General features: G+C 55.6%; 19 protein-coding genes. 12 read left to right on the top strand and 7 right to left on the bottom strand.

The window, feature by feature from the left end:
* Window positions 1-11: 11 nt before the first annotated feature.
* The 6 genes from JW885_05875 to JW885_05850 all read left to right on the top strand — a co-directional run bounded on the left by JW885_05875 (window position 12) and on the right by JW885_05850 (window position 9489).
* Window positions 12-3593 carry a tetratricopeptide repeat protein gene (locus JW885_05875; protein ID MBN1881684.1) on the top strand — a complete coding sequence of 1194 codons (3582 nt, stop codon included), beginning with the start codon at window positions 12-14 and terminating at the stop codon, window positions 3591-3593.
* 14 nt (window positions 3594-3607) lie between these two features.
* Window positions 3608-4489, top strand: coding sequence for a purine-nucleoside phosphorylase (locus JW885_05870; protein MBN1881683.1), 882 nt, complete (start codon window positions 3608-3610; stop codon window positions 4487-4489).
* Window positions 4486-5814, top strand: coding sequence for an amidohydrolase (locus JW885_05865; GenBank protein ID MBN1881682.1), 1329 nt, complete (start codon window positions 4486-4488; stop codon window positions 5812-5814). The genes JW885_05870 and JW885_05865 overlap by 4 nt, the downstream gene beginning before the upstream one ends.
* A gap of 15 nt (window positions 5815-5829) precedes the next feature.
* A complete protein-coding gene (locus JW885_05860; GenBank protein ID MBN1881681.1) occupies window positions 5830-6210 on the top strand; it encodes a cupin domain-containing protein in 381 nt (126 codons plus the stop codon).
* On the top strand, window positions 6207-7526 hold the full coding sequence (locus tag JW885_05855; GenBank protein MBN1881680.1) for an amidohydrolase: 1320 nt from the start codon (window positions 6207-6209) through the stop codon (window positions 7524-7526). Before JW885_05860 ends, JW885_05855 begins: the two co-directional genes overlap by 4 nt.
* 217 nt (window positions 7527-7743) lie before the next feature.
* On the top strand, window positions 7744-9489 hold the full coding sequence (locus JW885_05850; protein ID MBN1881679.1) for a carbamoyl transferase: 1746 nt from the start codon (window positions 7744-7746) through the stop codon (window positions 9487-9489).
* Window positions 9490-9590: 101 nt separating this feature from the next.
* Here the strand turns inward: JW885_05850 and JW885_05845 are convergent, their stop codons facing one another.
* Window positions 9591-10976, bottom strand: coding sequence for a pyridoxal phosphate-dependent aminotransferase (locus JW885_05845; GenBank protein MBN1881678.1), 1386 nt, complete (start codon window positions 10974-10976; stop codon window positions 9591-9593).
* A 1074-nt stretch (window positions 10977-12050) separates the two neighbouring features.
* Between JW885_05845 and JW885_05840 the strand changes: the two genes are divergently transcribed.
* The 4 genes from JW885_05840 (at window position 12051) to JW885_05825 (ending at window position 18418) form a co-directional block, all read left to right on the top strand.
* Window positions 12051-13730, top strand: coding sequence for an ABC transporter substrate-binding protein (locus tag JW885_05840; GenBank protein ID MBN1881677.1), 1680 nt, complete (start codon window positions 12051-12053; stop codon window positions 13728-13730).
* Window positions 13731-13814: 84 nt separating this feature from the next.
* Complete coding sequence (locus JW885_05835; protein MBN1881676.1) at window positions 13815-15122, top strand: ABC transporter permease; 1308 nt, start codon at window positions 13815-13817, stop codon at window positions 15120-15122.
* A 144-nt stretch (window positions 15123-15266) separates the two neighbouring features.
* A complete protein-coding gene (locus tag JW885_05830) occupies window positions 15267-16268 on the top strand; it encodes an ABC transporter permease (GenBank protein MBN1881675.1) in 1002 nt (333 codons plus the stop codon).
* Window positions 16269-16279: 11 nt separating this feature from the next.
* Complete coding sequence (locus tag JW885_05825; GenBank protein ID MBN1881674.1) at window positions 16280-18418, top strand: ABC transporter ATP-binding protein; 2139 nt, start codon at window positions 16280-16282, stop codon at window positions 18416-18418.
* 254 nt (window positions 18419-18672) lie between these two features.
* Here JW885_05825 and JW885_05820 read toward each other — a convergent pair whose 3' ends face one another.
* The 6 genes from JW885_05820 to JW885_05795 all read right to left on the bottom strand — a co-directional run bounded on the left by JW885_05820 (window position 18673) and on the right by JW885_05795 (window position 24232).
* Window positions 18673-19710: a flippase-like domain-containing protein gene (locus JW885_05820; GenBank protein MBN1881673.1), complete on the bottom strand. Its 1038-nt coding sequence runs from the start codon at window positions 19708-19710 to the stop codon at window positions 18673-18675.
* The gene (locus JW885_05815) at window positions 19707-20711 is read right to left on the bottom strand and encodes a glycosyltransferase family 2 protein (GenBank protein ID MBN1881672.1); all 1005 of its coding nucleotides are present in this window, start codon (window positions 20709-20711) and stop codon (window positions 19707-19709) included. The genes JW885_05820 and JW885_05815 overlap by 4 nt, the downstream gene beginning before the upstream one ends.
* Before the next feature lie 304 nt (window positions 20712-21015).
* Complete coding sequence (locus tag JW885_05810) at window positions 21016-21543, bottom strand: hypothetical protein (protein MBN1881671.1); 528 nt, start codon at window positions 21541-21543, stop codon at window positions 21016-21018.
* 199 nt (window positions 21544-21742) lie between these two features.
* Window positions 21743-21991, bottom strand: a complete 249-nt coding sequence (locus tag JW885_05805; protein MBN1881670.1) for a hypothetical protein — start codon at window positions 21989-21991, stop codon at window positions 21743-21745.
* A 155-nt stretch (window positions 21992-22146) separates the two neighbouring features.
* Complete coding sequence (locus JW885_05800) at window positions 22147-23556, bottom strand: HAMP domain-containing histidine kinase (GenBank protein MBN1881669.1); 1410 nt, start codon at window positions 23554-23556, stop codon at window positions 22147-22149.
* On the bottom strand, window positions 23549-24232 hold the full coding sequence (locus JW885_05795; protein MBN1881668.1) for a response regulator transcription factor: 684 nt from the start codon (window positions 24230-24232) through the stop codon (window positions 23549-23551). Before JW885_05795 ends, JW885_05800 begins: the two co-directional genes overlap by 8 nt.
* 205 nt (window positions 24233-24437) lie before the next feature.
* On the opposite strand from JW885_05795, the gene JW885_05790 reads away from it, so the two are divergent.
* Entirely contained in the window at window positions 24438-25049 is a 612-nt protein-coding gene (locus JW885_05790) for an isoprenylcysteine carboxylmethyltransferase family protein (GenBank protein MBN1881667.1), read from the top strand.
* A 241-nt stretch (window positions 25050-25290) separates the two neighbouring features.
* The gene (locus JW885_05785) at window positions 25291-26967 is read left to right on the top strand and encodes a phospholipid carrier-dependent glycosyltransferase (protein ID MBN1881666.1); all 1677 of its coding nucleotides are present in this window, start codon (window positions 25291-25293) and stop codon (window positions 26965-26967) included.
* The last annotated feature ends 31 nt before the right edge of the window (window positions 26968-26998 follow it).

The raw sequence follows: 26998 nt of genomic DNA, 5'->3' as shown, positions 1-26998 counted from the left end.
GACAACGTCCAATGAACAGGATACGAGTAATAATTTTCTCTCCCCTCCTGTGCCTCCTTCTTCTCGTCGCGCCCGCACTCTCCCAGGAGCGGCACGACGCCTCTTTCATGGAGGCGATGGAGCGGGGAGACTTCTTCCTCCTCAACGATCAGTATGACGAGGCCCTCGACAAGTACGAGGAGGCGAGGTCCATGCATCCCCAGGATCCGAGACCGCTGGGCGGCATCGGCACCGTGTACCTGAAACTGGGCGACCGGGACGCCGCGGCGGCGTCCTTCAGGGAGGCGGTGCGCATCGATCCGAATTACTTCGAAGGGTATTTCAACCTGGGTGTGCTGTACCTCGAAAATCGGGACTACCGGGGCGCCGTTGGGGCCCTCAAGCAGGCCACTGAATTGGACAGGACATCCTCCATTACCCGCTTCTACCTGGGACAGGCCTACGAGGGCGCGGGAGACCTGGACGCGGCGCTGAACGAATACTTCACCGCCGTGGACCTCCGGGAAGATTACGCGGAGGTCTATATAAAAATCGGCGATATCTTCAAAAGCCAGGGGATGACCGAGGAGGCCCTCAAGGCGTACGAAACCGCCACCGAAACGGCCAAACGGTCCTCCGAGGGGCTCATGCTGACGGCCAGGCTCTTTTACGATCTGGGAGACCTGAACCGGGCGAAGGAAACCCTGGATACCCTCTTGACCGAAGAGCCGAAGGACTTCGACGCCCTGATCCTGGCGGCGAAAGTCGCGGGTGATCTGGAAACTGTGGACGACGCCCTTTCGTACCTCGACCGGGCTCAGACACTGAGGCCCGTGGACCCGGAGACATACATCCTCCGGGGGGAAATCCTCACCAAAAAAATGGACTACAGCGGCGCCGCCAAGGCCCTCTCCCGGGCGTCGGACCTGGCCGAGAACGATCCGGAGATCCTCAATCTCTTGGGAAACAGCTATCTCTCCCTGGGGGAATATGAATCCGCCATCGAGACGTTCAGCATCCTTTTGTCCGCGGACCCGCAGAATCCCGGGGCCTACTACGGCCTCGGTGCGGCCTATTTCAGGAGCGGCGACAACACCGTGTCCGAAGAGCTCCTCAGACAAGCCGTGGCCCTCGATCCCTCCATGAGCCTGGCCTACGACGAGCTGGGCTCGGTCCTCCGGGCCCAGGACCGCCCCCGGGAGGCGATGGCGGCCTACCTGAAGGCGGTGGAGACGGATCCTGATTTCGTCGAGGGATACAACCACATCGGCGAGGTGGCCGTGGCCCTGGGAGACATCGAGCGGGCCATCGATGTATACGAGCGGGCGCTGTCGATAAATCCGGATTTCTATCCCGCCTACCTCAACATCGCCGAATCCTATGCCTCGTTCGGCAGGCTGGAAGAGGCCGTCGCCACCCTCGAGGAGGTCCTCAATCTCAAGCCGGATTACACCGAGGCCTACGTGACTCTGGCGGGGGTCTATTTATTGATGGACGACCCGAAGCGGGCGCTAAAGACGGTGGAGAAAGCCCTGAAACAGGAGCCCGATTACGCCCCCGCCTATTACGCCAAGGCGAAGATATATCTCTTCCAGGGCAACGGGGAGCTGGCCGCGGCAAGCTACGAAAAGGCGATAGAGGCCGATGCCGACTATATCGATGCGTATCTGTCCCTCGGGGCCCTCTATTCCTTCGTCGGCGAGACGGACCGGGCCCTGGAGACATACCGCAGGACCGTGGAGAAGGACTCCAAGAACGCGATCGCATATTACCGCATGGCGGAGATACTGCTCAATCGGGAGCAGCCGGTGGAGGCGGCGGGGTTGTTGGAAATCGCCATCGACCTCAATCCCCGATATATGGACGCCCTGATTCTGATGGGGGATATCTACCTGGACAATCGGGAGCTGGAGGAGGCGATGGCGTACTACGAGCGGGCGCGCGAGACCGATCCGACGAACTCCCGGCCCTACAAGGGCATCGGCAAGGTTTACTACTACGAAAACCGCTTCGAGGACTCCATCTGGGCCTACGAAAAGTCCCTGACCCTCGAGCCGGACCAGTTCATGGTCTACTACAGCCTGGGGCAGGTCTACTATCAATTGGGGGATCGGAGAAAGGCCATCGATTACTATGAGCGATCGGCCTCCCTCTCCCCTGAAAATCACCTGGCGTACTACCAGATGGGCATCCTCAAGATGGACGAGGGACGCACCCTCGATGCCATAGAGGATTTCAAGCGGGCGATCGCATCATACCCGGAGTACGTCGACGGCCTGTTCGTGCTGGGGCTTGCCTACAACCAGCTCGGCGAATATGAAAACGCCATCGACGCGTTGAGCACCGCCCTGGACTTCGATCCGGACAACGTGGACGTCCTGATGCTCCTGGGGCGCTCGTATTTCGACTACGGCCTGTTCGACCGGGCCATACCGGTCTTTAACGATATCCTCGCCATCGAGCCGGAAAACGTCAAGGCGATGCTCTATCTGGGAGAGTGCTACTCCACCACGGAGCAGTACAAGCTGGCGGTGGATATCCTCTGGAAGGCCCTGGAGCTGGAGCCGGACGAGGCGGACCTCTACTTCATCCTGGGAACGAATTACACCAAGATGGGCTCCTACGACGAGGCGATCACCGCGTTCAACAACGTGGTGCGCATCGAGCCGGACAACTACCGCGCCCATTACAACCTGGGGGTGATCTTCGCCGTCAGGGGATGGTCCGAGGAGGCGATGCTGTCCCTCAAGCGGGCGCTCTCCATCCAGCCCGATTACACGGCGGCCCTGGAAAAGCTGATGGAGTTCAACACGAACCTGATGGCAAGCTACCCGGAGGACATCACCCCCTACCTGGACCTGGGGGAAGGCCTGCGGCTTGCCGGGAATTACTCGGAGGCGATCCCGTATCTCGAGTACGTCCTGGAGGCGGACCCGGATAACAGCGCCGCCCGCTACTCCCTGGGCATCGCCTACGCCGGCCTGAGTCAATACGAGCGGGCGACGGAATACCTCACCGACCTCTTGAGCGACAACGTCGGCGATTACGAAGCGACGCTCGCCCTGGCCGAGACCTACGCTGCCGCGGGCGACGATGTAAAGGCGGAGAGCACCTACCTGAAACTCATCACGCTTCGGCCCGATGATGTGGAACCCTACGTCACCGTCGCGGAGTACTTCATGGACAAGGCAGAGGTGAACACCGCCCTCAGATACTACGAGAAGGCCCTGGATCAGAACCCCTCGGATTACGAGCTGTTCGCAAAGATCGCCATGGTGTATGCCGGGGAGAACAAGCGGCTCGACCGGGCGCTGGAGCTGACCGACCGCTCTCTGGTTCTCAAGGCGGACAACGCCCCGGCCCTGAAGGCGAAGGGATTCATCTATTACCTGATGAACGACACCGACAGCGCAAGGACCTTCCTCAGGGCGGCTTTCGACAAGAACCCTGACGACGCCGAGGTGAAAACCCTACTGAACGAGCTGGAAGCGATACCGATCGAGGTGACGCCCCCGGACGAGATGCCGGCCCCGGATGAGATAACGGCACCGGACGAGGTGACGGTCCCGGACGAGGCGGCCCCGGATACGAACGAGGATACGGCGACCCAATAACCATGGCGGACGACATGAAAAGAACGGGCGTCTCCCCCGACGATGTAAAGACGCTGGGTGCCGATATCCGCAGGGCCGCACAATACGCGGCGTCCCGGACGTCGCTGACGCCCCGCCGCGGGGTCATCCTGGGCACCGGCCTGGGAGACTTCACAGAAAAAATAAAGATCGATGTCTCCATACCCTACGAAGACATCCCCGGCTTTCCGATCTCCACCGTCACGGGGCACGCGGGCGTCATGCACCTGGGTACGCTCCCGGGAAAAGAGGGAGACATCCCCCTCGTGGTCCTGGACGGCCGCTTTCATCTCTATGAGGGATACCGGCCCGCCCAGATCGCCACGCCGATTCGCGTTCTGAAACTCCTGGGTGTCGAAACCCTGGTCATCACCAACGCCTCGGGGGGCCTGAACCCGAACTTCAAGGCGGGCGAGATCATGCTGATAACGGATCACATCAACTACACCGGTCACGATCCGCTCATCGGAGAAAATCTGGACGAGATCGGCGGGCGCTTTCCCGACATGACCCGCGCCTACGATCCCGAATATCGAGAGATCGCCGTCGGAGAGGCGATGAGGCTGGGAATACTCCTCCATCGGGGGGTATACATCGGAATTAAGGGACCGAGCCTGGAGACGCCGGCGGAAACGAGGCTTTTACGGTCCCTGGGAGGGGACGCCACCGGCATGTCGACCGTTCTGGAGGTGATCGCGGCGGTGCACGCGGGGATGAAGGTCCTCGGATTTTCGATTATCTCCAACATGAACCTGCCCGATTGTATGGAGCCGATACTTTTGGAGGACATCCTGAAAACGATGAAGTCGGCCGCGCCGAAATTGAATGAACTCATACACGCAACCCTTGACAGAATCAATACAGAATCACACCCATGACACAACGAACAGAAGCAGATATTATCATCACCGGCGGCACAATTCTGACCATGGCCGACCCCGAGGTGATCGAATCCGGGGCAATCGTGGTGGAAGACGGCGACATCGTCTTCACAGGCACGGCCGCCGATGCCAAAGAAAGGTTTACCGCCCCCACCGTCATCGACGCATCGGGCTGCGTGGTGATCCCCGGCCTCGTCAACGGACACACCCACGCCGCCATGACCCTCCTGAGGGGCATCGCAGACGACCTGCCCCTGGAACAATGGCTTCATAATTACATCTTTCCCGCCGAGGCGGGGAATCTGGACGATAATTTCGTCTACTGGGGGACCTCCCTCGCCTGCGCGGAGATGCTCCTGGGGGGCGTCACCACCTTCTGCGACATGTATCTCTTCGAGGATTCGGCGGCCCGGGCCGCCCGTGACATGGGGATGCGGGGGGTCCTGGGGGAGGTGCTGTACGATTTCGACTCCCCGAACTACGGCCCCATCGAAAAGGGGTTCGAATACACCGAGACCTTCATCAACACATGGAAGGACGACCCCCTCATCACGCCGTCGGTCCAGCCCCACGCCCTGGATACCTGCGCCCCGGAGCTCTTGGTTCGGGCAAAGGAGATCGCGGATACATACGGTGTGCCGCTGATCGCCCACGTGGCGGAAACCACGGGCAACCGGGAGTACGTCGTGGAAAAATACGGCGCCTCGTCCTTCGTCTACCTGGAGAAGCTCGGCGTGCTGGGGGAGAATTTCGTGGCGGACCACGCCGTGTGGGTGGACGACGAGGAGATGGAGATCATGGCGGAAAGGGGCGTATCGGTCATCACCAATCCGGAGAGCAACATGAAGCTGGCCTCGGGGTGGGCGCCGATACACAAATACCTCGAGCGGGGCGTTACCGTAGGCCTCGGCACCGACGGCGCAGCCAGCAACAACAACCTGGACCTGATGGGAGAGATGGACACCCTGGCGAAGCTCCACAAGGTATATGACACCAACCCGACCCACCTCGACGCCAAAACGGTCCTGAGCCTTGCCACCATCGAGGGAGCCCGGGCCCTGGGCCTGGGGGACCAGACGGGGAGCCTCGTCGTCGGGAAAAAGGCAGATATCGTCGTCCTCGATTTCAACAAGCCGCATCTGATCCCGATGTACGATCCCTTCTCACACATCGTGTACGCCGCCATGGCGTCCGATGCGAGGGATGTGGTTGTCGGGGGCGTGATTCGTGTGAGGGAACGACGGCTGGTCAATACCGATCTGGAGAGAATTATTGCACACGCACGGCAGCTGGCGGGACGCGTCCGCGCGTCGTTGAAGTAACCTTCCCGAGATACGATGGGGGGCATTGACATGTTCATCAGGAATATTTCAGACATCGAGAACATCACCGCGGAAGACAAGTCCGTCCTCAAGGAGGTGCTTTCACCTCTGAAGGACCGGATAGACGTAGGGTACAGCCTCGCCTACGCCGTGGTGGGACCGGGAAGGGAGACCCTCCCCCATCGCCTCAAGACCTTGAGCGAGGTATTCATCATCATCGAGGGGGTCGGCATCATCTCTATCGAGCATGAGGAGCGCCCCGTCACCCCCGGCACGGTGGTTCATGTCCCGCCGGGGAAGCTGCAGTATCTGAAAAACACCGGGGAAAAAGACCTGGTTTTCTATTGTATCGTTGATCCTCCATGGAAAATGGAGGAGGAAGTGGTAGTGGTATGAGCAGAAACGTTGATCTCATCGTCAAGGGCGGTCCGATCCTGACATTCGACGAAAACGACTCCATCCATATAAACGGCCTCGTCGCCATTGATGACGGGAGCATCGTTTTCGTGGGCGAGGAGATGGACACGACCGAGGAATACATCGCGGACGACACGGTGGACGTGGAGGGTGATCTGATCATGCCCGGCCTCATTAACGGCCACACCCATGCCGCCATGTCGGTCATGCGGGGCTACGCCGACGACATGCCCCTTAAGAAATGGCTGGAGGACTACATCTTCCCGGCCGAGAAAATGCTCATGAGTGACGACATGGTCTACTGGGGGACGCTTCTTTCGTCCGCCGAGATGATGAGAAGCGGCATTACCACCGTGGCCGATGCATACCTGTTCCAGGAGTCCGCCGTCCGGGCCTTTCGCCGATCGGGGATGCGGGCGGTGTGTGCCCAGGGAATCATGGATTTTCCTACCCCCCAGTGGGAGGATACCGACGCGATGTTCGAGGTCGCCGGGGAATTTCTCAAAAACCATGCCGGAAGAGACGCCTCGGACCTGATCGTCCCGGCTCTGTTCGTCCACGCCCCCTATACCTGCAGTCCGGAAGTCTACCTGAGGGCCAAGGAGCTGGCGGGTGAATTCGACGTGCGCCTGTTTACGCACCTTGCCGAGACGAAGGACGAGATCAATCAAATAAAAGAGAGATACGACACCACCCCCGTACGACTCCTCGGGAAAGAAGGTGTTCTCTCCGATCGCCTGAGCGCCGTTCACGCCGTCTGGGTGGATCCCGAAGAGATCGAGATCCTCGCGGAACACGGCACGGCGGTGATACACTGCCCCGGAAGCAACGCGAAGCTGGCCTCCGGAACGGCGCCTATCGTCTCCTACATCGAGGCGGGAATCCCCGTGGGCCTGGGAACCGACGGCCCCGCCAGCAACAACCGCCAGGACCTGTTCTACGAGATGGACCTGTGCGCCAAGGAGCAAAAACAGGCCCGTCAGGACCCCGGGATCATGAAGGCCAAGATGGTGCTCGCCATGGCGCTCTATCTGGGCGCCGAGGCGTTGGGCCTTGAGGAAACCATCGGCTCCCTTGAGGCGGGAAAGGCGGCGGATATCATCGTCATGGACCTCTCCCGCCCCCACTGCTCGCCCCTGTTCAACTATCCGTCGCACCTTGTCTATACCGCCCGGGGATTCGACGTCAAGACGACCATCATCGGCGGCCGGGTGGTCTATCACTGGGGGAGGTTTTTCACCTTCGATGAATCCGAGGCCATATCAAAGGTGTTCGAGATCGCCGGAAGGCTGTGACATATCCTGTTATTCCCCGTAATACGCGGAATCCCTTTTCAGTAACACCTCTGATTCATTTTTAGTAAGTCCTATCCCCTTTTCACGCTTTATTTTATATGATATTATTCGGTATTGGATATATTTCTATGTTCTATTACTATGTTGGCATATTACATTAGTTTATGATATTAAAATGCACTGTATTACCATTCAAACACAGAAGGGATGATTATTGATGAATATCCTTGGCCTTCACATTTTCGGGCATGACACGGGCGCCTCGCTCGCGACGGACAAGCGTCTTTGGGCGATCAGTGAAGAGCGTCTCAACAGACAGAAACACTCGGGACTATTCCCGGAACACTCAATACGCTATGTGTTGAGAGCCGCCGGCCTTGCCGGCATTAACGATGTTGATGCAATCGTCGGCATGGCACACCCCGACAAAAAGGGCGTCGACCGATTTGAAAAAACGGTGAGAAAAGTCCTCGACTATTCAGGGAGCATATATACCATTTCTCATCATGAAGCCCACGCCGCCAGCACATACTACACCTCTCCCTTCGATGATGCATCAATCATGGTTGTAGACGGGCTTGGAAGCGAGGCGTTTGCCGTCGGTACGCAAAACAAGATTCCATTCATGCTGCGGGCCCTCAATGAAAAAAAGCGCCGGAGATTTCATGAAGTCCAGTCCTTCTTTCACGGCAGAGGAACGGATTTCAGCACCATCAGCAAGCAGTATACCCTCCCCGATTACCAGAACGGCCTCGGCCTGATTTATATGGCGACGTCGGTCTTTCTCAATTTCGGTGATTTCGGATCCGGAAAAGTCATGGGCCTTGCGCCATACGGGGGGAAAGACAACTCGTTTTACCGCAAGTTTTGTGAGCTTGTTGAAGGCGTGGCGCTCACCAAAAGCGAGAAAAATTTCGTCCGCCACATTGAAAAATTTCAAAAGGCTTTTTACCCGACCATTCCTGTTCGCACAAGGCAACCGCTGCCCGACGAGATATATACTGAAATCGCCTACACGGTTCAAGACATCACTGAAAAATATCTCATCGAAATCGCCAACCATCTCTATAAAATAAGCCCGTCACAAAACCTCTGCTATGCGGGGGGTGTCGGGCTCAACAGCGTGGCTAATAAGAAGATTCTTGACAACTCACCCTTCGAAAATATATTCATTCAGCCGGCCTCTTGCGACTCGGGTCTGGCCCTTGGTTGCGCCTTGTACGGCGCCCACGCGATAATGGGCAAGAAACAGGGGACATATCGATTCAAGAATGCGTATCTCGGCTGTCCCTACGGCGAAGAAAAAATCATCGCCGCCGTCAATGCAACCCGGGGTATCGGCTACAAAAAGGACTCGGACATCGTAAAAACCACGGCCCGATTACTGGCCGACGGGAAGATCATCGGTTGGTTTGAGGGGGCAAGCGAGATCGGTCCCCGGGCCTTGGGACACAGGAGCATCATCTGCGACCCCCGCGATCCGAATATGAAGGATAAGCTCAATGCACGGGTAAAACACAGAGAGTCCTTTCGCCCGTTTGCGCCTTCGGTCCTTTTGGAAAAGGCGTTTGACTATTTCGATCTGGCGTGCGAAAGCCCCTACATGCTCCTTATCGCGAAGGTAACCGAGGCCATGCAACAGGAGGTTCCCGCGATCACCCATGTCGACGGCACCGCCAGGGTGCAAACGGTCACAAAAGACGCCAACGGGAGATACTACGAACTTATCGAGGAATTTTATCGCATAACCGGCACCCCGGTGATTCTCAATACGTCGTTTAATATTGCCGGGGAGCCCATCGTCGAGACCCCTGAAGACGCGATCGCATGCTTCATGTCCACCGAAATGGATTACCTGGTAATCGAGGATTATCTTATTGAAGCAACGGAGGGAAAAAACCTCATTGGGAAACCGGTCGCCGATGAGAACATCATGACGGCGCAAGGAATTCGAAATATGTGAGAGAGCCTTCTCCCCCTCAATTCGCGCGTTTCCCCGGCCCAAAAAAACCGCCCGAATGCTCGTTTCGGGCGGTTTTTTTTCGATGATATTTTTTATATATATTATGGGGCCACGGCCCGTCCCAGGATCCCCTTCTCCTTGTGTCGTCTGACCCTCTTTGCGTCCCGCGTGATGTCATCCACAAACCGCTTGAGAGACTCTATGCCTACGAGCATTCGCGGGGCGTTTTTGGCGACAAACGTCTCCTCCTCCTTCTGAGTAACGGGCGGTTTTTTTCGATATACGTTGAAAACCTCCCTGCCGTCGTAATCCACGAACGCGATGCGGGCGGCGAAATCATCGGACCTGACACGGATAGAGTCCCCCGTAACCAGGGCCACACGGTAGGGGTGCTCCAGCAGCACCCGGGCGAGGTCGTTTGAGGTGCAAATGCCCACGTCCTTCAACCGCGGCTTCAGCTTGTTGAAATCCGCCAGAAAATAGAACGAGCCGTCCGGTATCGTGGCGGAGATACCCTCTATCTCGTTGAATCGCCGGCTGATGACCCGACCCATGATCCGATGAATCTCTCGAATGGTCACCATGTACTCATCAATCTCCTGATTCTCCTCATAGGCCGCAATCCCCGCGTACTGGGTGGGCGTCGAGACGTTGGTGTAGACGGTGGCGGCGACCTTTCTGAAGTCGGCTATCAACTCTTCTGTGGAGTTGTTGGGTAAAATCACATACCCCAGGCGATACCCGCCGGCGGATCGATCCTTGGAGATGCCGTTGGTGACGAACGACCCCTCGGGATAGATCTCCCGTATGCTGACAAACTTTTCCTGTTCAAAGGTGATTTTCGCGTATATCTCATCGCACAGGATAAAGGTATGGTTACGACGGCACACGTCGGCGATATCCTCCAGCTCCTGCCTGGTATAGACGGTGCCCGTGGGATTGTGGGGGTTGTTCAGCACCAGGATGTACTGGCCGTCCTGAATGGTGTTGAGGTATTCCTCCAACACCCCGGCGTTGATCTTGTAGTCGAACCAGGGTTTGAGGTGGTAGGAGTAAAATCGCTTTTTGTCCATCCGCACAAGGGGATAGTACCCGATCCATGCGGGAGACGGAATGATGATGCCCCCCTTGATAATGTGGAAAATGAAGTGAATCAGCTCCTTCGTGCCGGGACCGACGAAAATCCTTTTCGGATTTATGTCGAGATTGAAATGGCGTTTGTTGAATCCGGCGATGGCCTCTCGAAGCTCGATGATCCCCTGGGGATCCGAATAATTACCCCGATGTACATTTTCCTGGAAGGCGCGAATAATGGGCTCGGGCACGTGAAACGGGGACTGGCCGAACGCGTATCCTGCATAATCAAAATCCTCCGTGGCCGTGCCGTTCGCCAGCTTTTTTCGATGCTCTGCAACCATCAAGCCGACACGAATGTTGTCGGGCATATGGATGTTGTCCACAAAATGTTCGATAAGTATATCTTTCATCGTGTTCGTCATCCCTTTTGAAAGTTCAGGAAATACCCGTTTCCCTCCTCATCGTCATTGCCACAAGGCACGAGGGTCGCCATCCATACGCCCCGCATCATAGTTGTATCGGCTCCCCATTCCGCCTCTCTCTATATAAAACAAAACTTCTCTTCGTTTCGCGATATACCGCAACACGCGACTCTTCATGTATATACATATATCCCTTATTTTCGGACGTTTCCGGTGTGAACGGCGCACCGATGCCGTGGACCGTCATTATTTTTGACGGAAGTGTGCGATGAACACTGGCTGTATCGGGGAGAATCCGCGCCGGAATCAAGTGCCGCCGTGTAAGACCAGCAAAGCGGCAAGGCGCGGCGGGAGGATATGGTTCTTCAGAACTCATGAAAAACCGCGTCGTCGCGTGAAGAGACGCTTCCATATAAAAAAACACGTGAAACACTCGTTTCACGCGGACAAGGCACAAAACAATACGAGCGTTGGTCAAAAACCGCTGTTTTGCTCCTTTATTGTTATAATTCTAACATATAATAATCCACTGTCAAGAAATACCCGCACCAAAACGGTCAAAAAGCAGCTCTCCGTCCGTTTTTCATTACTTTTTCTGCGAATACGAGGGCAATTTTTTTAAGTCGTTGACATCCGACCCGAGGTGTGATACGTATGAGAAGTTACGGTGTCTGAACATCGGGCGAAGACACGGAGCCCGATCCTGCGGCTCTTCCTGCGTTTTTAAAAAACCAAGCAGAAAAGGAGGTTAAGCACTCGGATATTCACCGATACCCGTGGGAGATATTCCCTACCCAAGACTCTTTGAGTATCCTTGTCCGTTTTGTTTTTTTCAAAGAAACGCTTTTCACATACAAATCCCCCTTGCTCATCATCACACACACATACACCGAATCGTCGGAGTTACGTAGGTTCGTGGCATAATCGATCCTACAAAAAACTGCGCAAAACCTGAATCCTATTTGCCCACAAATAACATCGCGTCGTGTTTTTTGTTATTGTGTGTATCATGTATTACTATGTTTATTCACATTAGTCAATTTTAAGAAGGAGGTTAGTTTCATGGAAAAGAAGTCTTTCAATCCTCGTATCCACGAACTGATCGACCAGTTCAAGGCCGGGAAGCTCTCCCGCCGGGAATTTGTCAGATACGCGGCGCTCTTGGGCGTATCCGCTGCCGTGGCTCCGAGCCTGATCGGCTGCGCCCCGGAAACCGGCGGCCCCAAGACCAAGCCGTCCGAGCTGACCCGCGGCGGTGTCCTTCGTGTCGCCGCTCCGGTGCACAAGGTCACGCATCCCGCTCAGTTCACTTGGGCCGTTCCCAGCAACCAGATGCGCCAGGTGGGTGAATACCTGACCTGGACCGACGGCGAAAACATCACCCGTCCCTATCTCCTGGAAAACTGGGAGGCCAGCGAAGACCTGCTTACCTGGACCCTGAACCTGAGACAGGGCATCACATTCAACAACGGAGACGAGTTCAACGCCGACGACGTGGTCTTCACCATGAACGAGTGGCTGAACAAGGACGTGGGGTCGTCCCTCCTCGGTATGGTGGGGGCCTATCTCTCACCCACCGGCATTGAGAAGGTGGGCGACTACCAGGTGATCCTCCACTTGGATCAGCCCGAGATCGGCGTGCCGGAGCATCTGTTCCACTACCCGGCTCTGGTGCTGAACCACCGCACCTTCGAGGGCGACTTCATCAAGGCGCCCCACGGCACCGGTCCCTACACCATCGAGACGTACAGCGAAGGCGAGCTGTGCCGTCTAGTTCGAAGGACAGACTACTGGCAGGCGGGCGCGGACGGAGAGTCGCTCCCCTACATGGACGGCATGGAGTTCATCGACATGGGCACCGAGATGTCCCCACAGGTGGCGGCGCTCCAGTCCGGAGAGATCGACATGATCGACTTCTCCGACTCCCCCCGCCCCGACGTCTACGAGACCCTCAAGGACGACGAGCGGGCCAAGATCATCCCCGCCTCCACCGCCCAGGTTGCGGTGCTCAGGATGCGGGTCGACATGGATCCATGGACCGACAATAATGTCCGCATGGCCCTGAAGCTCTGCCAGAACAGGGAAAAAATCCTCAAACTGGCATATTTCGATCAGGGTCTTCTGGGACAGGACTTTCACGTCTATCCCTATCACCCCGAATACTGCGATAAGCCGATCCCGGAATACGATCCCGAAAAGGCCAAGGCGCTCCTGGAAGAGGCGGGATATTCAGACGGTCTTGAAATCAACCTGGCAGTGGGCAACGGCTGGCCGGCCATGGTCCGTTATGCGGAAATCCTCAAGGAAGACGCCGCCCCTGCGGGCTTCAACGTAAACATCGTCACCATGCCCAACAGCCAGTACTGGGAGAAGTGGACGGAAGTGGACCTGGGCATCACGTCCTGGACACATCGTCCCCTGGGCACCATGGTGCTGAACCTTGCCTACACCGTCGACGACGAGGGGAATCCCGTCCCCTGGAACGAGACCCGATGGAGCGACGAGGAATTCTCCGAACTGCTCACAGAAGCCAACGGCACCCTCGATGTCGATAGGCGCCGTAAGATTTTCTGTGAGCTCGAGCGCATCCAATGGGAGCGGGGATCAGTCGGCATCAGCTTCTGGAGAAACGTCTGGTTTGTGACGGGCACCCAGGTTATGGATGTCCAGGCCCACCCGACGCTCTACATGCTGTTTAACGAAGTATGGCTCCAGCAGGAAGAGGCCGCAGAAGAGGTGTAAGCCTCTCAGCCTGACACAACTCACACATTCACGGCGGGGAGCGCGCATGCGCGCTCCCCGCTCTCACCCGTACAGGACTCTTTCATGTTTGCGTTTATCATCAGACGCTTTTTCACGCTGCTGTTGACAATGGTCATCGTCTCCATCTTTGTTTTCGCCATTACCGAGGCGTCGCCGGGCAACGTGGCCCGAAACGTTCTGGGGGCGTTCATCACGCAGGAGCAGGAGGATTCATTCCTCAAGCAGATGGGCCTGGACAAGCCCGCGTACGTCCGGTACCTCTTCTGGCTGTTCGGCAGCGATATGTGGGCGGAATCGAAGGTGGGGATGAACCTGGTGAGCACCGAAACCGAGGACGGCTTCCTCGAATGGTGGGCGGTGTTCGAGCTGACCGACGACGGCACTCTGATCCGCTGGCACCTGGAAGGAGACGATCTCATCGCCGAGCTCAAATCACCCGATGGAGACGTCATCGAATACACCGATAACCTCCGGTGGGAAGTGGGAAAGGACGGCATCAGCCGATTCTGGGGGGTGGACAACAGGAACAGCGCGGTGCTGTGGGAAAAGGGCTCGGACATCAAGGTGTGGACCTTCGTTCCGGGCACCGGGTGGATGGAGACCACCGGCGGTCCCGCAGAATACATCCCGCTGATGAAGGGCTTTGTCCGGGGTGACCCGGGCATCTCGCTTCGAACCGGGCGTCCGGTGGCCAACAGTCTCTTTGTCCGCCTTCGCAACTCCCTGGTGCTTGCGGGCATCGCCTTTATCATCGTCATGCCCCTGGCGCTTTTTCTGGGCCTGGTGGCGGGCGTAAAGGAGGGATCTCTTCGGGATAGAATCCTCTCCACCGGCGGCATCATGTTTTCCGTCACGCCCGAATTTGCCACCGGTATCTTCCTGATACTCATCATGGCGGCCTGGTTGGGCCTCGTCCCCGGGGCCACGGTCTTTGGAGAAGACGCCCCCTGGAGTCGTCCGGACATGCTGATTCTCCCGGTGCTGACCCTGACCCTCATCGAGCTGGGCTATATTCTGCGCATCACCCGGGCAAGCATGGTGGATGTGATGAAATCCCCCTACATCCGCACCGCATACCTCAAGGGACTGCCCCAGGGACGAGTGGTGATGGTGCACGCGGTCAAGAACGCGCTGATCGCCCCGATCACCGTGGTGATGCTGCACGTCAACTGGCTGTTGGGGGGCATCGTCATCGTGGAGGTGGTGTTCGGATATCCGGGCCTGGGAAAATACCTTTTGGATTCGGCCCTCTACAAGGATGTGAACGCCCTGGAGGCGGGGGCGCTGGTCATGGTGATGGTGGCCGTGGGCACACAGCTTGTGGCTGACGTCATCTACACCTTTCTCAATCCGCGCATCCGATACGATTAGGACGCGAAACATCGCCCGTCAACGCGAAAAGGCATCGAGACAATGGACAGTAACGACACTCAACATCAGACACAGAATAAGAAAAACCGGATCAGAAAGCTCTGGGAGGGGGTCTCGGTCGTATTCGACTCCCCCGTCGCCACGATGGGGCTCTTCATTGTCCTGTTCTGGGTATTCGTGGCGATATTCGCCCCGGTGCTGACCCCCTTTACGCCCACGGAACAGGACTGGCGCTTCACAAACAGGGAGCCGTCGCTCACCCCCTATGCCGTCAAGGACTATGAGAGGCTCCAGAAACAGCTGGAGCGCAACAAGGCGGGAGAAGAGATACCCTCCAAATACACGGACCTGGCCTATATCTCGAAAGTGGAGCGGAACTTCGAGAAGACCGACTACGAATATTACCTCAACAGGCACCCCCTGGGCACGGACGAACTCGGCAGGGATATCTGGGCGCGACTCATCTACGGCGCCCAGGTGGTCCTGGTGATCCTCCCCCTACCCGAAAACCTTCCGGACTGGTTCCCGGACTGGATCACGTGGATTCCGGGGGGGACGGCGCTGTGGGGCGTGTTCCTGTCGCTGTTGATCGGCTCCGCCCTGGGGCTTTTGGCGGGCTACCGGGGAGGGTGGGTCGATGAATTCGTCATGCGCATCCTGGATGCGATGATGTCCATCCCCCTCATTCTCCTCTACCTAATCATCATGGCGGCGTTGGGGGCCTCGGCGGTGAATGTGGTTCTGGCAATCGCAATCGTGGGCACCCCCGGCATCGCCCGGCTGGTCCGAAGCCTCGCCCTGGATATAAAGACCCGGGAGTACATTCGGGCCGCCCAGACCCGTGGGGAAAAATCCGCCTACGTCATGTTTCGTGAAATACTTCCCAACGCCCGGGGGCCCATCATCATCGACGCCATGCTCCGGGTCGGGTACGCCATCTTCGCTATGGGAACCCTGGGGTTTCTGGGGCTGGGGATGCCGCCCCCATCGCCGGACTGGGGGAGCATGGTCGCAAAGGGTCGTGATTTCATCCTGGCGGGAAGCCCCTGGCAATCGCTGTGGCCCGCCCTGGCCATCGCCCTCTTGGTGGTGGGGCTGAACTTGCTTGCCGATGGAATCAGGGAAGAGTCGCTGAAGTATCAGTAGAAAGGCATATAATGAACGCCGAAAGCGCAACCTGTATCGTGAACGATCCGGTACTGGAAGTGAAAAATCTGGCCATCGCCTATAAAACAAGAAAGATGGACGTGAACGCCGTCCGCGGGGTTTCGTTTCAGGTGTGCCGGGGCGAAACCCTGGGCATCGTGGGGGAGTCAGGCTGCGGCAAAAGCACCATCGCCATGGGGCTGGTCGGTTTTCTGGGGCAGAACGGCCGGGTAAAAGAGGGGAGCATCCTCTTTCAGGGAGAAAACATGGTCGGCCGACCGGCACACGAGCTTCGCGAACTCCGTGGAAATCAGATTTCCATGGTGTTCCAGGACCCCACCGTGGCCCTGAACCCGGCGATCAAGCTGGGCACCCAGCTTATGGAGGTGCTCACCCAGCATCACGAAATATCAAATCAAAATGCGTATAAAAAGTGCGTTGAGATGCTCAAGCGTGTGCAGCTTCCCGATGCGGCCCAGGTGATGGATCGATACCCGCACCAGCTCTCGGGCGGCCAGCAGCAGCGCGTGGTCATCGCCATGGCGCTCTTGAACAATCCGTCTCTCTTGATCATGGACGAGCCGACGACGGCCCTGGACGTGACGGTGGAGGCGCGGGTCCTGGATCTTGTGAACGACCTGAAGCGGGACTTCGACGCGGGGATCATCTTCATCTCCCACAATCTGGGCGTTGTCGCCCGGGTGTGCGATTATATCGCCGTCATGTACGCCGGTATTATGGTGGAAAAGGGGCCGGTGCGGAAGATCTTCGCCCGCCCCCTGCACCCCTATACCAGGGGACTCTTAAACAGCGTGCCGAAGCTTGGAAGCACAAAGCTCGACTCCGAACTGATCCCCATCCCCGGGCACGTGCCCGCGCCGGGAGAAATACCGGAAGACGCGTGCATCTTTTATCCCCGGTGCGCCTACGCCACCGACATGTGTAAAGAAAGTCATCCCGAATACATGGAGATCGATCCGGATCACATCGCCCGCTGTTTTTACGCGGACAAGATCTACAACGAACAGCACAAAAAAACCAAAAAGCTTCGAAAAAAGCGGGTGCTGGAATCCTGCGATGACGACAACACCGACACGCCGGCCAAGACCTTCCTCCAGACAAGGAACATGAAGGTCTATTATCCCTACAAGTCGGGCAGCGTCCGGGAGCTCTTCGGCGCAGAGGAGCGGAAATACGTCAAGGCGGTGGATGACATCACCGTTCGGGTCCGCGAGGGCGAAACCCTAGGCATCGTGGGGGAGTCAGGCTGCGGCAAGAGCACGCTGGTGAAGGGCATCATCGGCCTTGAGGATGTGACCGGCGGCGGGGGGGACTTCTTGGGGTTCGAGCTGGATGAGCCCCTGAAAGATCGAGACCTTGAATTCATCAGGGAGATGCAGATGGTCTTTCAGAATCCCGATCAGACCCTCAACCCGTCATACCCGGTGGGATACCAGATCGCCCGTCCCATCCGCCGGTTCAAGACCGTTCCGAAGAGCGAGATATACACCGAGGTCATCAGGCTGCTTCGCTCGGTGCGCCTGGAGCCGTATTACTACAATCGGTACCCGAGGCAGCTCTCCGGAGGCGAAAAACAGCGGGTTGGCATCGCCCGGGCCCTGGCGTCCCGGCCGGACCTGGTGATCCTGGACGAGCCGCTGTCGGCCCTGGACGTGTCGGTGCAGGCGTCGGTGATAAACCTGCTTCTTGATATTCAGGACCAGCAGGGAACCACGATGATCTTCATCGCCCATGATCTCTCGGTGGTAAGATTTCTCTCCGACGACGTGGCGGTAATGTACCTGGGCCGGATTATCGAGCGGGGTCCCGCCGAGGCGATCTACGCACCGCCGTATCACCCCTACACCGAGGCGCTGCTCTCCGCCGTGCCCATCCCGGACCCGACGGTGACGCAAAAGAGAATTCGACTCACCGGGAACGTCCCCAGCGCCATCAACCCGCCGAAGGGCTGCCGGTTCCATACCCGATGTCCCCGAAGGGATATGCTGCCGGACGGAGGGGCCATCTGTGAAAAAGAGGACCCGCCCTGGCGCAAGACCGAAGGCGAGGGACACTATATCCTGTGCCACATCCCCCTGGAGGAATTGGAGAAAATCGAGCCGATCATCCACAAGGCGTCCGCCGATTGACGATCTGCACGGACATCGCTCAAGCCTGAATACGAAACCGGCGGTTCATCCTGCAAGATGAGCCGCCGGTTTTTTCGTCTTACCACCCAAAGAAGGAGCGTTCTATCTCCCCCACAAGCCGGTCTTGTTACCTACCCGTGTTCCGAAAGACAACTCCCATCGACCTGGGAGCCTCCCGATTGTCCATCACCGTAAACGATACCCCCCTGCCCCGAAACCGACCCCTTCAAGACACCCCGGGACCGACCCCGCCCTTACGGGGCAGGTTGGGAGACGGGCGTCTCCGTCGGCCCGTCCGCCCCCCGGTGTTTCCTCCCGTCGTGTGCGAGGATGGGATAGGTGCTCCCCGCCAGCAGGACCGAGAGCACAAGCCTGAACGTATGCACGCCGAATCCGGCCATCAGGGCCGTGGGCGCCTCCACCCCGATGAGCACCAGGCCCAGCACCCAGCCGGTCTCGACGGTGCCGTATCCCCCCACGCCCTGGAGCGGAAAGATCGCCCCCAGGATCGCCAGGGTCGAGGCCGCCACAGATTCTCCGAACACCAGGTCGATGCCAAATGCCCGCAGCGCGTACATGAAAAAGGCGTACCGGGCCAGGAAGATGGCCAGGCTGGAGACAAACATCTTCACGGAGATGGAGACGATCTCGACCCGCGCCAGCCCCTCGGTGAGGGACCGAAAGGCGCCCCGCACCTTCCCCCGCAGGCCCTCGTGCTTTTCCGTGTCCTGGTTGTTCGCCCATCGATCCAGGAGCACGTACATCCCCAGGAGCACCCCGCCGATCAGCACCACCAGCAGGGTGAACTGGAGGATCTCGCCCTTCGATTCCGCAATGGTTTGGAGCACGTCTCTTCCGACAAACGCCAGAGAGCCGATAAAGAACAGAACCATCGCCACCAGGTCGAATATCCTCGCGTAAAAGAGCGTCGCCGTCGAGTCTCCCAGGCCGATGTTGAAGTGACGCTTGAGGAGATAGGGATAGGCCAGCTCCCCGGTGCGGAAGGGGAGCACGTTGTTGGTCATGTTGTGCACCGCGGTAATCGCGTAGCAGGACCCGATGCCGACCCGGCCCCGGTTCAAAAGCCGCCAGCGCACCGCCAGGAAGAAATACTGGACGATGTAAATCCCGGCGGCGGCGCATGCCGTTCCGATACGCACGCCGCTGAATGTCCTGAGGCTTTCGGCCACATCCACCGACCGCCACAGGAGATAGAGAAACAACAGGCCCGTGACCGTCGGCAGAACATACCGGCGCAGAATGAATACTATCTTTCGAAATCCCGGTTTCATCTGGTTTTCATAAGCGTTTTTGAGTTGTTCGATTCCCGGGACGTGCCGTGGATCTCCCTGATGTAGTAGCTCTTTTTATCGCCCGACTCATAGAGGTTCCTCAGGATCATCTCACCCAAAAGCCCCGTGGTGAACAGGTTGACGCCCGACACGATGAACATGATAGAGGTGATAAAGAGCGGGCCGTGTTTTTCTTCTATCGGAATGCCGAGGTAAAACTTGCTGAAGGCGACATAGAGAAACAGGATGAATCCGATCACCGCCAGGCCCAGTCCCCCGGCGCCGAACACCTGAAGGGGCTTGCTCAAATAGTCGAGGATGAATTTCAGGCGAAAGAGATCGAAAAAGACCACAAAGGTGCGGCCGATGCCGTATTTCGACTCGCCGTACTCCCGTTTGTGGTGGGCGACCTCCACCTCGGTCACCCGAACCCGCATCTCCCGGGCCAGGGCCGGAATGAACCGGTGAAAATCACCGTACATCTTCACGTTCTTGACCACCGACGCCCGGTACGCCTTGAAGGTGGTGCCGAAATCGTGGATGTCGATGCCGGAAATCCTCTTCAACATCCAGTTGGCGGTCATCGATGGGATGCGCCGGATGAGAAAGCTCTCCTTCCTCTTTTTACGCCACCCCGACACGATGTCGTACCCCTCCTCCAGCTTACTCACGAGGCGGGGGATGTAGGAGGGATCGTCCTGGAGGTCGCCGTCCATGGCGACGATGATATCCCCACGGGCGCAGTCGAACCCGGCGGACAGGGCCGCAGTCTGCCCGAAATTCCCCATCAGGTCGACCACCACCACCCGATCATCCCGTCCGGCCACATCCAGTACGCGATTGAGGGTGTCGTCGGTGCTGCCGTCGTTGATGAAGACAATCTCCCAGGTTCGCTTCATCGGCTCCACCGCACGGGCGATTTCTTCGTACAGCTTCTCGATGACGTCCTGTTCGTTGAACAGGGGCACCACCACCGACAGCGAAACGGCATCAGGTGACATGCTCACCCTCCCTTTCTCATCATGGTATCTAAAATGGTACATTTAAACATCAAACGGATAAAAAAACAACCGAAAAGGAAAAGGTACGGCACCCGAAAAAACCATCCAGATGGAACATGTGTAATGAGTGACGGCGGTGATCTCCGTATACGTGATTGCCTAATAAAAATATCTCCGAATGCCCGCACACCCATACAATAAAGGCGCCCGGAATGAAACATTATATCTCCGGGCGCCCTCCCATGAAAGCTAACATGTTATCAATACAGTCCGCTGTTGAATGTCATGGAACTTTCGACAGTGGTTACTCAGATGTCATGCCCTCATCTTTTTCAGGGAATACCTCTTTGTAGACATCTTCCAATTCAGTTATCGCTTTTTCCAGGGCTTCCTTTTTTTTCTCGAATTCGGAATAGAAAGTGTCCTCCACTTCACCGACCGCTTCGGTTTCCTTGCCTTTGATGGCAGCCATCAATTCATCCAGGTCGTATTTCATTTCGTTCAGAAGCGTGTCCACCTTGTCCCGCTTCTCCTGTATCAGCTCCAGGTGCTGTTCCATCGTGATACGGGCGTCCTCCTCCAGCTGGGCAGCTTCCTCTTTTTTCGTTTTGATCATGTCGTCAAGCTTTGCGAGAGTCTCCTCCGTTGAATCGATGTACGTCTTCATCAGATCATGCTTCATCTCCATGCTTGATTCCAACGCCCCTTCTTCACCCTGAGAAATTGACTCAGTGGTACCCTCCTCCGGTTGTGTCGCCGGTCCCCCGCAGCCGATTGCGAGACCAACTATCATGAGAACCAGCACTGCCGGGATCATGTGTTTGTAAAGCATAATGCTCCTCCTTTCTTCAAGTGATTTTACGCAAGACAAACAGCACATCCGTTCACGTTAGCAAAATAATATGCTTATTTTTGATGAAAAAAATAAAAAATTTCATAGTTCTCTCACCGATCCCCCGTCAATGGATGACGACGCACCCTTTATAATTTCTATTCAATCAGATCATCCCAGATTAATACATTTTCCTGCTTTACGGGAGCAGCCGATACATCATTGTCGCCAACTCCACGGTATCCATATATCGCTGTGTATCCTTTGGGATATTGTGCCGGACGACTTCTTCAATGGCACACATGATATCTGGAAATTCATCATGCGAGGAATGATCAACAAAATCCGCAAAAATCTTGAGCGCGTCTACATCTCCAAACGGATCACTCCAATCAACATAAAAAGGGTTACCCCAGAGATTGAGTATATTGCGAGTCTGTTCGTTCATGGTTCGCTCGTTATGTATCTGTGTTTTCTAATACTGCCTCTGTTTCTCGTCAGATGCACAATACACCCGGTGGATGGCGTGCACGTACCGCGGGGTTACGGCTTCATTCATTTTCTTATTCGGCGCATACTTCTTCCGTTGAATAAAAGCGTCCATCATTCCTCGTGCTCCGTTAGTAAGGGAAACACCAGCGTAAATGTTGTGCCCGTTGCTTCTGTATCGTCGATACGCACCATACCGTTATATCTGCGGGCCACAGCCTGAACGAAAGAAAGTCCCAGACCGTTCCCGACAGTATCCCCCACGTCGCCGCCCCGGTAAAATTTCTCGAAAATATGGGGCCTGTCCTCACGGGAGATGCCATTGCCTGTATCCGAAACAGATATTTCAGCCATCCCGTCAACCATACGGGATCTGACAATCACCGAACCATTCGGCGGCGTAAATTTTACGGCATTGTCGACGAGATTCGCCACCGCACCCAATAGCATGGTCGAATTACCCAAGATAGTAAGTTTCTCTCCCGAATACTCATGTTCAAACCGTATATCATTACTTTCGGCCAACGGCAGAAAGAGATCAAATATCTCCTCAAGAATGACATTCACATCAATCGGACCTTCGAAATTTCCTCCCGTTGCGGACTCGATCGAGGCGATTTCCAGCATGACCTGAATCATCATCGTGAGACGATCGCATTCCTGGATGATCGCACCGATGGAGTCTTTCTCCTCTATGACGGAGTCTTCATTGAAATAGACGGTTTCAGCCGTACCTCGTATACGGGCTATCGGTGTACGCAAATAATGAGCGACATTGTTGGTTATGTCCTGCATTTCACCGATGAGCACCGCTATCCGCTCCAGCATTCGGTTGAATGCCTCGGCCAGGTTGTCGATTTCCGCTCCCCTGTGTGCCAGCGGAACCCGGGAGACAAGATCATCTCGGCCGATGTTTGAAACCGTTGTGGTAATTTCATTGACACCCTTCATCGTTCGCTTCATGATATTCCAGAACACAATCGTTCCGACAAAAAGAATAGACAGAGATGATATGAGAAAAATATTTCGTATCATTTGAACCAACATCCGTTCCGCCCACATGGTCTCTCCCATCTCCAGGACTATCCCGTCGTCATATTTCTTCATATACAATCTGACATATTCCCGTTTCGGCTCATTATAGAGGGTTACGAATCGTTCCTCTCCCGGTTGTATCCCCGCGAGAAACTCCATCGGTATCCGGTCATCCTCGATGATATGTTCAAATGACGTCGTATCAGTCGAAATAAGGACCTCCATATCCGGCGATAGAATAATATAAAACGTGTTTTCCGTTCCCTCTGATGCCGATTCGGCAATGAGCATGTCCCTCAAACCGTCAATCCCTCTCATTTTGTAAATCACTTCAAACTCACCCGCCTCAAGACTCAGAAGATCGTCCACGATCATCTGGGTGGTACGAGACATGGCGATATACATAAGAAGTAACACCGTCACAAGTGCAAGGAAAAATATCGTCACAAAGAGAACCGTCATTCGAAAGGAGACCGTTCTCTTATTCAAGATTTCTCTCTTCAAAAACATACCCGACACCCGGTACCGTGTGAATCAATTTTTTTTCTTCGTCTCGATCTATTTTGCTTCTCAGACGCGATATATGCGACTCGATAACATTCGCCCCTATTCCGACGGCATAATCCCACACATGATCCATGATCATTTTTTTCGAAACAACCCGGGACCTGTTGTACATTAAAAACTCCAGCAGGGCGAACTCCTTCGGTTTCAATTCAACAGGCATACCGTCTCTGGTGACGACCCGTGTTTCAAGATTCATCGTGAGATCGCCCGCCGTCAGGACGGTGGGACCCGCCATGCCGGACGCCCGCCGCAGCAGCGCCTGTATGCGGGCGATCAGCTCCGATATTGAGAACGGCTTGGTGAGATAGTCGTCGGCGCCGATTCTCAGGCCCTGTACCCGGTTCTCCACGGTGCCCCGGGCGCTCAGGATGATAACCGGGGTCAAAATATTCTTTTTGCGCATTTCACGTATGATGGACAGGCCGTCACGCCTTGGGAGCATGATGTCAATAATCGCGATATCATAGGATTCGTTCAGTGCAAGATCAAGACCGTCATCGCCGCGCGTTGCGTGCTCGACAAGGTACCCGCACTCTTTTATCCCCTTGACGATAAATGAGGCGATCGTCTCGTCGTCTTCAATAAGAAGCACTTTCACTCCACACCTCCCCGATGTTCCTAAAATCCGTGGTGATGTTTTTAATTATATGTCTCCGGAATATAAAAAACAATACGCCATGCTCTTTCTAAACATCTTCTAACGGATATTTCAGGTTTTGGTAAGGTTGATCATCTATCATTGCGATGGTAACAATACACCTCATCGAAAAACTCGAATAGATGAGAGAAAAGGAGATGGTTCGATGCGTAATCTGGAAAAATTCGAAGGAGACTTTCTGTATGCCTGGTACAAGCTCCGCGGAGTCTTGATGACACTTCCATACGTGTTCGCCTTTTTTTGCATATGGAACGAGCACGAGCACTATAGTGTTTTTATCTTCGGCCTGGCGCTTGTCATCGCGGCGTTCTTGTTGCGCCTGTGGGCCCAGCTTCACCTGCATTACCGCCTGAAGGTGACAAAAATCCTGACGATGACCGGCCCCTACACATATGTGAGAAATCCGATATATATCTCCAATATCATGCTGCTTGCGGGATATGTGCTGATGTCGGAACTGGTGTGGCTCGTTCCGGTCAGCATCTTCTACGGATACATCGTGTACCACATCGTTGTGGCATACGAGGAACATCACCTGCAGGAGAAGTACGGCGAGCCGTATACGGAATACCTTGAACGGGTGCCTCGCTGGTTTCCGAAAATATCCTTTCACCTGAAAGGCGAAAAGCCGGATGGTGAATGGTCGCGTGTACGTTCCTTCCTCCTTCCGTCCCTCAGGGCGGAGTATCAGTGTCTCTTGATCGCACTGATCCCCCTGGCAAAAGAGCTGCTGGATTATTATAGTTTCATCCGCTGACGGGCGGCGCATCCTCAACTCCGTCACGAGTGTGCCGGCGGTTGAACAATCCCAAAAAAAGAGACTCTCTTAAATGTATGTACATTCTCTCTTGTCTGCTGCCCGTTGGTATATGTCTTGATACTCATAACGAACCTGGCCGTTCTTTGTGCATTGATCATATGCATGGCTCGATAAAAAAACGAGGGGATCAATGATGCCGGAAAAGTATCTATCTTGTAATCAGATGAAAACCGTAAAGATGAAAAAGACCAAATTGATATCAGAAAAGACTCTCATCTTGCTCGCTCTCATCCTCTATGTCATCGTCTATTTTTCCCCCTTGGGCATTCGTCCGATGATCTCCCCGGATGAACCACGGTATGCTGAAATCGCCCGCGAGATGATCGACTCCAGTGACTGGATCACGGCCCATTTGGACGGTGTTCGCTACCTGGAAAAGCCGGTCATGGGTTTCTGGTGGATCGCAATCGCCATGAAGGTCTTCGGCGTGAACGGCTTTTCGGCCCGCTTCCCCTCCGCGCTGGCTGCGGGCCTTGTCGGTCTGCTGCTGTTTTCCCTGGTTCGGCGCAAAACGGGAGATCGATACGGCGGCCTTCTTGCTTCGGTCATCTTCCTGACGTTCGGCATGGTTTATGTTCTGGGCACCTCCTGCATACCCGATACGGTTTTCACCCTCTTCGTCACCGCGACGCTCACCTTTTTTTACTTTTCGCATCAACAGGAAAGGTTCTCAAAGAAACTTCTTTTCCTTTCCCTCGCCGGCGTCTTTTTTGGACTCGGCTTCCTCACAAAGGGTCTCGTGGCGCTGGTGATAGTGGTCCTTGCGGTGACACCCTTCATGATATGGGAGCGCAGGTTTATTGAACTTTTGAAACTATTTTGGATCCCCCTCGTGGCGGCGGCCGTCGTCGCGCTGCCCTGGTCCATTCTCATCCATCTCACAAACAGCGACTTCTGGCACTACTTCATCTGGACTTCTCACATAGAGCGATTTGTCGGGGGGAGCGCCTCCACCAATCTTCATTCGGAGCCGTTCTGGTACTACCTCCCCATTCTATTAGGCGGTACGGCACCGTGGATCATCCTGCTGCCGTCCGTCATTTCAGGGGTGAAAAGAGAAGACTTCACAAAGCCGATATTCCGATTCACGCTGTGCTGGCTCATCTTTCCGCTCCTGTTCTTTTCCGTCTCCTCCGGCAAGCTGGGAACCTATATCCTTCCCCTGCTGCCGGCTGTGGCGATACTTTTTACCATCGGCCTTCACTCATATATCAAAAGCGGGCATAACAAATCCTTTTCCTACAGCACGGCGTTTCTGGGGGCGGTCATGTGGATAACGCTGCTCTACCTCATCGTTTCCTTCTTCATACACGATCCGAAATTCGCGCTTTTCTCGCGAGATGAATTGCCCAAACGTGTGGGGGCCTTCGTCTGTGTCGGCCTCTGGATGATCCTTCTCATCCGGTTATACGGGGCGAAAAAGTTGAAGACCGCCGTTTTTACATTCGCCCTCGCCCCGTTGTTTCTTTTGGTTTCATCCCCGTTGATCTTTCCGGATGTCGTCAAGGAGCACAAGATTCCGGATGGTTTCTATACCGAATACTGCCAAAACATCGAGCCGGACGCGATGGTCCTGGGCTACAAGCATTCCGCATACGTTGCGGCATGGTACCTCAAAAGAGACGATATTTATTTCTATATCAACCCCGGTGTGCTGAAATATGCGCTCGCCCATGACGATCAGATGGATCGCGTAATCGATATAGATGAGTTTCCCGTGATCGTCGAAGAAAAATCACGAACCACACCGGTCTATCTCTTTCTGAACGGCTATCAATATGATCGCTATCTCGACAAACTCCCGGAGCCGGCATCCATCGATATATACGGAATTTTTTTGATCTTGAAATTTTAGCAATAACTGTTCTCATCCTTCTACCCAAAAA

This window comes from Candidatus Zymogenaceae bacterium, assembly GCA_016931225.1.
Lineage (GTDB): Bacteria > Desulfobacterota > Zymogenia > Zymogenales > Zymogenaceae > JAFGFE01.
The sequence above is the reverse complement of the archived record's forward strand: the minus strand, read 5'-3'. Positions and strand labels throughout refer to the sequence as shown.